This window comes from Streptomyces sp. yr375, from assembly GCF_900110755.1.
Taxonomy (GTDB): Bacteria; Actinomycetota; Actinomycetes; order Streptomycetales; family Streptomycetaceae; genus Streptomyces.
This window is the reverse complement of the sequence record NZ_FOFF01000042.1, coordinates 69,875-78,898: the sequence shown is the minus strand read 5'-3', so window position 1 is coordinate 78,898 and position 9,024 is coordinate 69,875. Positions and strand designations below refer to the sequence as shown.

Here is a 9,024-nt window from a genome sequence, read left to right as displayed (position 1 = left end):
CCCGCGGAGCGGGTCCCTCCGGGCTGCGCCCGTCACAGAGAGTCAGGTCGCTACGCTCCCTGACCGCTCCCGCTCCGCGTGAGCGGAGGCGGCTCGCTTCGCTCACCGCCAGGCGGCACGCGCGGCGCGCGACCGCCAACCGCAGGGCAGGCGCCCCGCGTTGCGGGGCGCGGCCGACCGGTGGCCCCCGCTGCGCTCCAGCTACTCACGGCGGACCCGCCAACTCCCGTGCGGGCAAGGCGTGCCACGCTCCGCGCGGCCCACCAGTGGGGCTCACGCCACAAGCAGCAGCAAGAGGAGGGGAGGTGACTGGTGGTCGGGTGAGCCTGAACGGTCAGGGGGAGCTCCCCCCATCGAGTGATCGGGCAGAGATTCGCGTGCATCACTTTGAAGCACTAGATAGACTCTGGAACTGTTGTAGCGCACCGCTGCACGAGAGAAAAGGCCCCGTGAGTTTCCCTTTGCATTTCGCCGAAAGCCAGCACAGATAGAGGACGCCAAATTCACCTCTGCTGGACTGACCTTAACCACAGAACGGAAGCCCATAAATGGGAAACTCGAAATTCGGCGTGCAGAGGTACCGGAGCCAAACGGCCCCCTGGGCCGGGTGGCGGAACCCCCCACGGCACCCGCCATGCCTTTGCTGCTACTTGTTCGTCACGGTCGGTACCACCCGAGACTCAGAGCCGCTGGTGCCGACTACGGTCTGCGCGGGCCCACGGGCCCGCACGCGAAGCCGCCTCAGCCACGAGAGGTCCGGTCGGCGCCTGCGGGTAGACCTCAGCCACTTGATACATACCGAGATCAAGAAGCCGTAGGTCAGCGCGTTGTGGATCGCGCGATATGCACCGGCTGACGGGACGTATCGCGGTCGATCTGTCCCGACTGAGGGGGCACATCGACCGTTCAATGTCAACTAGAGGCGACACGTTTCGAGCGCTCGTGTCAAGCAGAGGCGACATCTGGGGGGATGTGTCGGGCGCGCCGACCGCTGGGCGGGCAGGGGGGGGAGATCTGTCCCCCCTGGGGGGACACAACTTGCGCGGCATGTCGTGTCGGAGCGACATCGGTTTCAAGCAGAGCTGACATACTGCTGCGCGTCGGAGATCAACAACGTGGGAGCAGCTTCGTGTCGACTGAGCCGCAGCGCCGCCGTCCGAGCGCCAAGGAGGCGCCGCAGCCGAAGCTGCCGTTGGACGACCCCGCCGACGCCTGGAACCGGCCGCTACGGCCCGTCAAGGACCTGGACGACGTTGCACGGCAGTACCCGGGCCGGAAGCTCTCGCTGGGCGAGAAGCGCAAGCCCATGGAGTTCTACGGCACGGAGGAGCAGCCGAACGCGTTCTCCATGGACAGCCTGGAGTTCTTCCTCGTCATCGCGCAGTTCTTCCGTGAGGCGCTGCCGCTGCGGCTGATCCTGCTGATGATCGCCTGCCAGAAGGCCGGCGGGCGGATCCCCCTGACGCAGGACGAGATGGCGACCGTTCTGGACGTGTCGCGCACCAAGGTGAACGAGGCCCTGGGCGAGATCATGTCGCACGGCATCGTCTTCCGGGTGAAGCGCGGGGTCTACCAGTTCAACCCGCCCTACAGCTACCGCGTAGCCGAGTTCATCCCGGGCACCGAGACCATGGAGCCCGAGTACATCAAGGTTGACCAGCACGTCACCCTCAAGCAGATCCGCGCGGACCAGAGCCTGCCCGAGTTGGTGCGCTTCCCCTCACTGGAGAAGATGAGGCAGGAGATCGAGCAGCTGCGCAAGGAACGGGCAGACGAGCGAGCTCGCCGGCGCCGTGAGCGGGCGCAGCTGAAGGAGAAGGGGGCCGAACAGTGAGCGGTCTGCATTTCGCCGCCGTCAACGCGGAAGGCATCGTCGCCGATCTCGACCTGCTGCCCGCGGCCTACCGCGTGCTGCTGAAGCTGCGCGCCCACAGCGAGCCCGGCGGCCGCATCGAGATCGACCAGGGCACCATCGCCCAGATGCTCAACCTGAGCCGGACGGCCGTCAACGCGGCCCTGCGCGACCTGGACCTGGCGCAGCTGGTGAAGAAGCAGCGCGCCGGCGTCTACCAGCTCAACCCCATGCTCGCCGCCTACGCCTCCCCAGAGGACGCCATCGCGGCCGTCAAGGCGATGCCGAAGAACGAGCGCCTCAACTCCACCGACTTCGTCGACCGCTACCGCAGGGCCGTCACCGCCTACCAAGACCAGCTCGCCGAGAAGCGCCGGCGCCGGGAAGACGCCAAGCGTCGCCAGAACCTCAAAGCCGTCTCCTGACCTGCCGCCCGGCCCGGCCGGGCTGACACTCCGGCGCTGCACCCCACGGTGTAGCGCCGTTCGTGTGTCTGGTGTCGGCGTCGACACCAGAGGTCCGCGCCAGCGTGGACAAAGATCCCCGCGCGTAGGGAGGTCTGGGGCGCCGCTGGCCGTACGGGACGGAGAAGCCGAGCACAACAGCGGGCGGCCGTCGACGGTAGTTCGCGTAGCGGCCATCGCCCGGCCGGTCCAGTCCTTCGCGCTTGTTGCATGGGTGGCAAAGGAACCCGCGGGCGGTGCCGGACTTGTGATCGTGGTCCAGGACCAAAGAGTCGGAACGGGTCCCACCACATCGACCAGGCCGCCCGCAGATCGCGCAGCGGGACTGCTGCCAGTCGAACATGAAGGTCACAGCGTCCACATACCGAGGCTGCCCTGCTTCTGGTGCGGGCCAGAACCAGCAGGCAGGGGGGAGATGGGACAACCAACGGTCAACCAGCGGCTGAGCCCACCGAAGGAGTAGTTCCACGGCCTTGAGTTCGTCAGCAGACAGGTGGCGCAGACAGGCTGGGACCCCATCGATGGTTCCGTTGCGACAGGAAAAGTCGCGACTCCCACGGCACCGGTTCGAGCGGTAGCGATCAGTGAGCCTCTTGGCCATGAGGACCCGTTCGATCAACACGGGCGTCATGTTCAGAGCGGTGCCGTCGGCGCGTAACCGTCGCTCCGCGTCCGTAAAGGTGGCCATGGGGGAAGGAATGATCACAGGGTCATCGTGCGCGTGGCTCGTCGATGGCGGTAGAGGGCCGTGCAGCAAACAACCGTTCGTTTCCTGCACGGCGCTGCTGTGTACAGCAAGGGGCCCGCTGCCCGTACATCCCCCTTGTGCCGCCCGACCGCCGGCCCCGAGTGTCAACGCTCTCCAGCGTTTGACGCAGCCGCGGACCGCTTGCCTGGCGCCGGGTGCAAGAGGCGCTTACGTTCCATAGATGGACCTGTGGACTCTGGTTGCCGCCATCTTGGCAGCCCTTGCTTCCATCGTTGTGGCCCGCTGGGAATGGTTCGATCGACCTCAGCACGGGTGGAACATCCATGTTGAGCGTGATCGCGGGACGGACGAAATCCATCCCGAAACGGGCAAGAGGACCTACCGACGTCACCGGACTACTTTTTCCGTGCACGCCGTTGGCACAGCTGTCGTGCATGCCGTGACGGTGAGAGTGCCGGGGAACCTTCATGTCGGGAAACCGGAGAAGAACGAGACGGCCAAAGAGGCTGAAGAGCGGCGCAGCCTGTACCGGCCCACGATGAGTGTCGGCTCAAAGCCGATCGAGTTCGTCGTCTTCTTCCCTAACGAAGGGAAGGTCTACATCGAGGTCATCTGGGTCAGGTTGCGCCCGTATCAGACGTTCGGACAACGCGTCGACGCCCGGGCGCTGGCTGATGGGGAGTCCCCGGCCTGGGAGCAGTGGCAGTGGAGTTGGCGAAGCCTTCGGCCAAGGTGCAGCGCGGGAGGGCGGTGGTGGATGGTCTGGCCGGTGAGAACCAGGGGCGAATGGGTGTCTGCCGAAGAGCCCTCACGCGTCACGATCCCAGAAACACAACTGCCCTAGATACTTGGCACTGGCCCGTCACGTGCAGTGTTGCTCAAGTCAGGCTTCGACGTACGCGACGATCGTGATCGACCCCAGGGCGGTCACGTAGTAGATCACCCGTACGCCGTCGATCTCGTCGACGTAGTCGCGCAGCAGGGTGCCGGGCACCTCGGTGCCGAGTTCGGGGTTGACGCTGATCGCGACGATCGCGCGGTCTAGGCGGTGCGTCTCGGATGCGGTGAGCTTCGCCAGCTGGGTGAGCGCGGGCTCCACCAGGATGACCCGGGAGCGCCGCGCGCCGTGCTCAGGCGACACGGACCTGCCCGTCGGCGAGGCGGGCGAGGTGGGCGTCGCGGGCGACCTCCCACGGCACGCCGGCCTCCGGCGAGGGGTAGCCGTTCTCGGCGATGTCCTCGAGCACGGAGGCGAGGACATCGACCCGCGCGCGCTGGTCGGCCGCGTACCTGCGGACCGATTCGGCGGCGGATTCGTCGAGCGGCTGGCGGTCGGGCGCGGCGGCCGGCTCCTGGCTCATCGAGGGCTCCCGGGGCGTCATCTGGCGTGTCTCCCCACGGTATCGCCGGGGCGTGGCACCGGTCTGCGGTACGGACGAAACCTGCCCTCATGACACAGCTGAACAGTGACACAGATGGTCACGGCCACCTGGGAAAACAGGGAGTTGATGACACAGATCGGCGCTGATGACACAGATCCGCGGACCCAGCTGGACCCAGGACCCAGGTGGACCCAGGTTCGCGTAGTCACCTGGAAAAACGCCGGACCCAGGACCCAGCAGACCCAGCTGGACCCAGGTTCGTACGGCGAGCTGGGTCCCGGCGGGCGGGTCAGGCCGGGGTCATTGGCCAGCCTGCGACAGGCCTTCCACGAGCTGGGTGACGACGTCCAGGATCGACTTCCCGAACGCGGTCGGCGCGATCAGCACCCCGAACGTGAGGCAGATGACCACGGTCATCTTCTCGTCGAAGCGGCTCCGGGCGTGCGTTCGGCGGCGCAGCCGTAACACGATGATGATGGCGAGCAGCACCGCCACGTTGATGGTCACGATCACGTGCCCGGACCTCCCGTTAGTCCACAACTCCCCTGCGAGCACCGCACGTTCACTCCGGTGTTCTTGTGTAGCGCGAAGTGACCAAGACCGTGCCGGGGTTGACGGGGGTTGGCGGCAAAGCGGCCCTCCTGGCTTGATCGCGCAGGTCAGGGATGTGGTGGGTACGGGTGAGCGAGGCCTGCGCGGGCGGGGGCGGGCCGTGACGTCGCGGGCGGCGGGGCGCACCCTGGAGTCATGCGCACCAAGGACGTCCGGGTGGGGCAGACGTACCGCTGCGAGGTGCCGTTCGCGCTGCCGTACCGGCGGTACCGGCCGGAGACGATGGGTGACTCCTGGTGGGTGCTGAGCTGGCTGCGCGGGACGTACTTCCCGCTGTCCGTCACGGACGTCGACACCGAGGCCCGTACCGCCCAGGGCGTGCGGATGGCCTCCACGAGCCACGTCACGGTGGAGCTCACCGAGGACCAGGTGGAGGAACACGAAATGGGGCTAGCAAGGTGACGAAATGCGCCTCACTTGAGGAGCACTAGATAACCCGGCTCCACGCCGTCAACCGTTGTGATGGCTGTGCCGGAGGTGACCCAGATGCTGGTCGGCTGTTGTCCTGGAGGGATCTGGAAGATCCCGTGCTCCGGCCCCCGGCTGCCCGGGTTGAGCCCGAACGTCGGTCCAGTTTGTCCCTTACTGCTGAAGTACTGCGCGTAGTCCGAGGCATAGGCGGAGTCCTGCTGCGACTGGGTGTAACGGGTGTCGCCGACGTTCAGGCTCACCGAGTTGTCGGCGTTCCAGACCGCCTCGCTCTTGCCGACGTTGAGCGCGTCCATGGCCACCACGCAGAACTGTTTGCCAGCCTCGGGTGTGGGAGTGGGGGTGGGTGAACCGACCGACTCGGCTGCATGGGCCATGACGGCGGGGTCCAGCGGCTTGCCGCAGGTCACGCTGCGTACGGTGAACTGCCAGCGGTCTGGATCGTCGGCGGGATCGCTGTACACGACCGTCACGGTGAACGGCTCCCCTGTCCGTACTGTGCCGAGCACCTCTGCCCCCGGCGGCGCTCCCTCGGTGGGGGCGCTTGGGGCTGTGGGGGTGATTGGGGTTGAGGTGCCTTCCGTGGAAGCCTGGTCGGAGTTGTCGGAGCAGGCGGCCATGACCACGAGCAGTACAGCCCCGGCGGCGGTGCGGGACACCTTGAGAGGCATGTCCATGCCCTCATGCTCACGCCGTTGCCACCAGAGCGCACGCCCACAGCTGAACAATCATGCCCTGCCGCTCTTCGCCCCGAGCACGGCGCTCGCCACGAACTGCTTCGGGAGGCACGGGCACCCGCAGATCGGGTTGTAGTCCGGGGCGTCCTCGCCCTCGAACCACGGCTCGCCAAGCGGGGGCCTGCCGTCGACGTGGACCTGGCCGTCGGCGGTGAGCGTCTCGTACCGGGTGCCGCACCAGGTCGACTCCGTCCACACGGCAACGACCGTGTCCGGGTCGCCGGTCACGACGCGGCTCCCGGACGCGATCCTTGGCCGGCCTCGTGGGCGCGGGCGAGCAACGCGTTGACGGCGAGAGCGGCCGCGGGGTCGGCCTCGGGCAGCCGGTCGATGGCGCCCCGCTCGTCCTCGCTCAACCCGTCCAGCAGGCCAGTGCGGAGCAGGGTGCGCAGCAGGGCGTGGCGTAGCACGTCGGGGGCGAGCGCGGCGCGGCGGGCGGCTTCGGCCTTCTCCTCCTGGAGGCTCCGCTCGTCCTCCAGCTGCCGGGCGCGCTCGTGTTCGGCGTCGGCCGCGAGCTCGTCCTGGACCACGGCGTCGGAGTCCGGGTCGTACACGCCGCCGGAGTCGGCGAGCAGCTGCACGATGCGCGCCCACTCCGCGACTTCGGCCGGGCCGCGGTCATCGCCGGCGATGTCCTCATGGTCGCGGACCATGTGCTGCTGCAGCTCTGCGTCCTCGAGGGCGGCCGCCGCCTCCGGGTGGGTCATGCCGCGGGCCCGTCGGCGGACCAAGCGGCGCCCGACCTTCGCCCAGTCGATCGGCTCGCGGGGCGCGGCCGCGCGGTGGGCGGGCACGCGCGGGCGCCGGTGGGATCGGGGGGCGGGGGTGCTCACACGAGCCTCCCAATCGTCGCGGAAACGGTGACAGGAACTACGGCTGCCACGCGGTGGGCGCGGCAGCCGTAGACAGGTTTATCGCAGTCCTTAATTCCGTGCGGCTAAAACGAGATATCGAGCCGTTCTATGTCCTTGAATTCCACGTGCAGGCCTGCATGCCCGCCGCCTTCCCGGCGGAAAAAGGCGTCGGCGATGACCTCGTCAACCAGCTCGTGCAGATCATCGTCCGTCGCTCCGCTCTCCCGCGCGGCCAGGATCAGGTCGGCGTCCATGGGCGAGACGGCGGTCATGATGTCCCGCATCCGGCCCGCGTCCGAGGTCCCCTCCGGGCCGAAGCCGAAGAAGGCGCGGCAGGAGATGACGAGGCCTCCGGTCGTAGCCGCGCGCTGCCGCGCTTGTGCTTTGACCTGCGGTTGCCACTGCGCTTCGGTCTCCTGCACCAGAGCCTCCTGGAGGCGCTTCTGCGGCTTCTTCATGGCGCCCGAGCGGTAGCGCTCCACGGTGCGGCGGGAGACGCCCAGCCGCTCGGCTACGGCCGTCGTGGAGCCCTTGGCGCGCGTGAGAAGGAATTTCATCTGGGCGCGCGCGGATTTCGGCGCGGGACGGGGAACAGGGTCCGTTCGGCCCGGCCGAGGCCGTCGAAGAGCTTCCGCCGGAGCATGGCCGACGCCGGGTTGGTGTGCTGATCATCCATACCGGCAGGGTCGGGCCCCTCCCCTGTGGACAGCGGCCGCCGACCGCCGGGAAGGATGGGCGGCGAGTGCATCATCACGGGAGGGGGCGTCGTGCGGCTGACGATCGACACCGGGACGGACACCTACGAGCAGGCGATCGCCGCGGTCCAGGCCGCGTACGGGCTACGGCCGGACGTCCCGGCCGCCTGGCCGGACGCGCCGGCCGCGGAACCGCGCCCCGGCCCGCAGGACCTCGCCGACGACGACCTCGCCGACGGCTGGACGGACCAGCTGCTGTTCCAGCTGACCGCGGCGCTGATGCCCGGGGCCCGGGCAGTCCTGCGCCGGATCACCGAGCTGGGCGGCACCGCCTCGTACGACGACGTCCAGCAGCACTTCGCCCACCACCCGACGCATCCGATCCCCATCTCGCGGATCGGCGGGACCCTGACCAGCGTCAGGGCGGTACAGCGCCGGGTCGGCCCGGACGGCGCCACCCCGCTCCTCCAGCGGGACGAACGAGCACGGCGCTACCGCATCGACGACGTCCTCGTGGCCGGCCTCCAGCGGGCCTTCGCCCTCGCCGACGCCCGACCGGACCTGCTGCGCGGTGAACCGGCCTGACCGGACGCCTGACCGGGCATGGTCCGCGTCAGGGCCAGACTGTTACGGCTTGGACGGAGCTGACGGCGCGGCGGGCGTGTTCGCCCGACTGCGCGTACGCCAACTCCCACCGCGATGCTGTAGATTCGCCCAGGTGTGAGAAGCAGGCGTATCTGTATCCAGTGACAGCCGCCCTGCGGGGGCTTAAAAAAAAGCCCTTCGACTGTGATTCACGTCACTAACACACTTCTGGGTTTGCGACTCCCCACTTCCTGGGGTTGGCAACGCGTCGATGGGCTCCCCGTAGAAATTCGGGCCTAGACACCCACCTCTAGTTGGACTAGGCCCACGGACATAAGGGCCTGCGTTGAACCTGCACACCGCTCTGTCACCCCTGACCGCGCAGCTGGGTGTCGAGGAGCCGGAGAGCGTAGCGCCGCTCTTCGAGGCGTCTCTTGCCGAGTTCCTCGGCGGGCTGGCCGTCATCGTCGTCGTGACCGTCGTGACCTGGGTGGTCCGCCGACGTCGGCGGGGGGTGCTCCGGTACACCCTGCTCAACAGCGTGGACGCGGACGGCAACCCGGTCCTGCACGTCACCACGCGGCGGGCGGGCACCGTCATCCGGCGCGACGTCGGCCGCGGGCCGGAGCGTTTCGAGCTGACCAACACCCCGATGGGTGACGGCACCTACGTCGCGGAGCCGCTCGACCGCTACGTCTGAGCAGC

The 9,024-nt window shown here is 68.2% G+C and carries 15 protein-coding genes; 6 read left to right on the top strand and 9 right to left on the bottom strand.

From position 1 onward, the window contains the following. The first annotated feature begins 1,129 nt into the window (after window positions 1–1,129). A complete protein-coding gene (locus BMZ82_RS30575) occupies window positions 1,130–1,834 on the top strand; it encodes a hypothetical protein (protein WP_093780638.1) in 705 nt (234 codons plus the stop codon). Further along, window positions 1,831–2,277: a helix-turn-helix domain-containing protein gene (locus tag BMZ82_RS30570; protein WP_093780637.1), complete on the top strand. Its 447-nt coding sequence runs from the start codon at window positions 1,831–1,833 to the stop codon at window positions 2,275–2,277. The genes BMZ82_RS30575 and BMZ82_RS30570 overlap by 4 nt, the downstream gene beginning before the upstream one ends. On the opposite strand, the gene BMZ82_RS42840 is transcribed toward BMZ82_RS30570, so the two are convergent. Next, the gene (locus tag BMZ82_RS42840; RefSeq protein WP_371271326.1) at window positions 2,261–2,659 is read right to left on the bottom strand and encodes an endonuclease domain-containing protein; all 399 of its coding nucleotides are present in this window, start codon (window positions 2,657–2,659) and stop codon (window positions 2,261–2,263) included. The genes BMZ82_RS30570 and BMZ82_RS42840 overlap by 17 nt on opposite strands. A 586-nt stretch (window positions 2,660–3,245) precedes the next feature. Between BMZ82_RS42840 and BMZ82_RS40385 the strand changes: the two genes are divergently transcribed. Next, a complete protein-coding gene (locus tag BMZ82_RS40385) occupies window positions 3,246–3,869 on the top strand; it encodes a hypothetical protein (protein ID WP_143098938.1) in 624 nt (207 codons plus the stop codon). 39 nt (window positions 3,870–3,908) lie between these two features. On the opposite strand, the gene BMZ82_RS30560 is transcribed toward BMZ82_RS40385, so the two are convergent. The 3 genes from BMZ82_RS30560 to BMZ82_RS30550 all read right to left on the bottom strand — a co-directional run bounded on the left by BMZ82_RS30560 (window position 3,909) and on the right by BMZ82_RS30550 (window position 4,920). Beyond that, window positions 3,909–4,166, bottom strand: a complete 258-nt coding sequence (locus BMZ82_RS30560; RefSeq protein ID WP_093780635.1) for a hypothetical protein — start codon at window positions 4,164–4,166, stop codon at window positions 3,909–3,911. Then, on the bottom strand, window positions 4,156–4,386 hold the full coding sequence (locus tag BMZ82_RS30555) for a hypothetical protein (protein ID WP_093780650.1): 231 nt from the start codon (window positions 4,384–4,386) through the stop codon (window positions 4,156–4,158). The genes BMZ82_RS30560 and BMZ82_RS30555 overlap by 11 nt, the downstream gene beginning before the upstream one ends. A gap of 321 nt (window positions 4,387–4,707) precedes the next feature. Next, window positions 4,708–4,920, bottom strand: a complete 213-nt coding sequence (locus BMZ82_RS30550; RefSeq protein ID WP_093780634.1) for a hypothetical protein — start codon at window positions 4,918–4,920, stop codon at window positions 4,708–4,710. A gap of 234 nt (window positions 4,921–5,154) precedes the next feature. Here BMZ82_RS30550 and BMZ82_RS30545 point away from each other — a divergent pair, with 234 nt between their 5' ends. Further along, window positions 5,155–5,421 carry a hypothetical protein gene (locus tag BMZ82_RS30545; protein WP_093780633.1) on the top strand — a complete coding sequence of 89 codons (267 nt, stop codon included), beginning with the start codon at window positions 5,155–5,157 and terminating at the stop codon, window positions 5,419–5,421. An 11-nt stretch (window positions 5,422–5,432) separates the two neighbouring features. Here the strand turns inward: BMZ82_RS30545 and BMZ82_RS30540 are convergent, their stop codons facing one another. From BMZ82_RS30540 to BMZ82_RS42140, 5 genes are all read right to left on the bottom strand, one after another. Beyond that, window positions 5,433–6,125 carry a hypothetical protein gene (locus tag BMZ82_RS30540; RefSeq protein ID WP_093780632.1) on the bottom strand — a complete coding sequence of 231 codons (693 nt, stop codon included), beginning with the start codon at window positions 6,123–6,125 and terminating at the stop codon, window positions 5,433–5,435. 51 nt (window positions 6,126–6,176) lie between these two features. Then, complete coding sequence (locus tag BMZ82_RS30535) at window positions 6,177–6,413, bottom strand: hypothetical protein (protein ID WP_093780631.1); 237 nt, start codon at window positions 6,411–6,413, stop codon at window positions 6,177–6,179. Further along, window positions 6,410–7,018, bottom strand: a complete 609-nt coding sequence (locus BMZ82_RS30530) for a hypothetical protein (protein ID WP_143098937.1) — start codon at window positions 7,016–7,018, stop codon at window positions 6,410–6,412. Before BMZ82_RS30530 ends, BMZ82_RS30535 begins: the two co-directional genes overlap by 4 nt. A gap of 104 nt (window positions 7,019–7,122) precedes the next feature. Then, window positions 7,123–7,596 carry a telomere-protecting terminal protein Tpg gene (locus BMZ82_RS30525; RefSeq protein ID WP_093780629.1) on the bottom strand — a complete coding sequence of 158 codons (474 nt, stop codon included), beginning with the start codon at window positions 7,594–7,596 and terminating at the stop codon, window positions 7,123–7,125. Then, window positions 7,593–7,715, bottom strand: coding sequence for a hypothetical protein (locus BMZ82_RS42140; protein ID WP_256252193.1), 123 nt, complete (start codon window positions 7,713–7,715; stop codon window positions 7,593–7,595). Before BMZ82_RS42140 ends, BMZ82_RS30525 begins: the two co-directional genes overlap by 4 nt. 91 nt (window positions 7,716–7,806) lie before the next feature. Here BMZ82_RS42140 and BMZ82_RS30520 point away from each other — a divergent pair, with 91 nt between their 5' ends. Beyond that, the gene (locus BMZ82_RS30520) at window positions 7,807–8,319 is read left to right on the top strand and encodes a hypothetical protein (RefSeq protein WP_093780649.1); all 513 of its coding nucleotides are present in this window, start codon (window positions 7,807–7,809) and stop codon (window positions 8,317–8,319) included. A 346-nt stretch (window positions 8,320–8,665) separates the two neighbouring features. Then, a complete protein-coding gene (locus tag BMZ82_RS30515) occupies window positions 8,666–9,019 on the top strand; it encodes a hypothetical protein (RefSeq protein WP_093780628.1) in 354 nt (117 codons plus the stop codon). Window positions 9,020–9,024 lie beyond the last annotated feature (5 nt).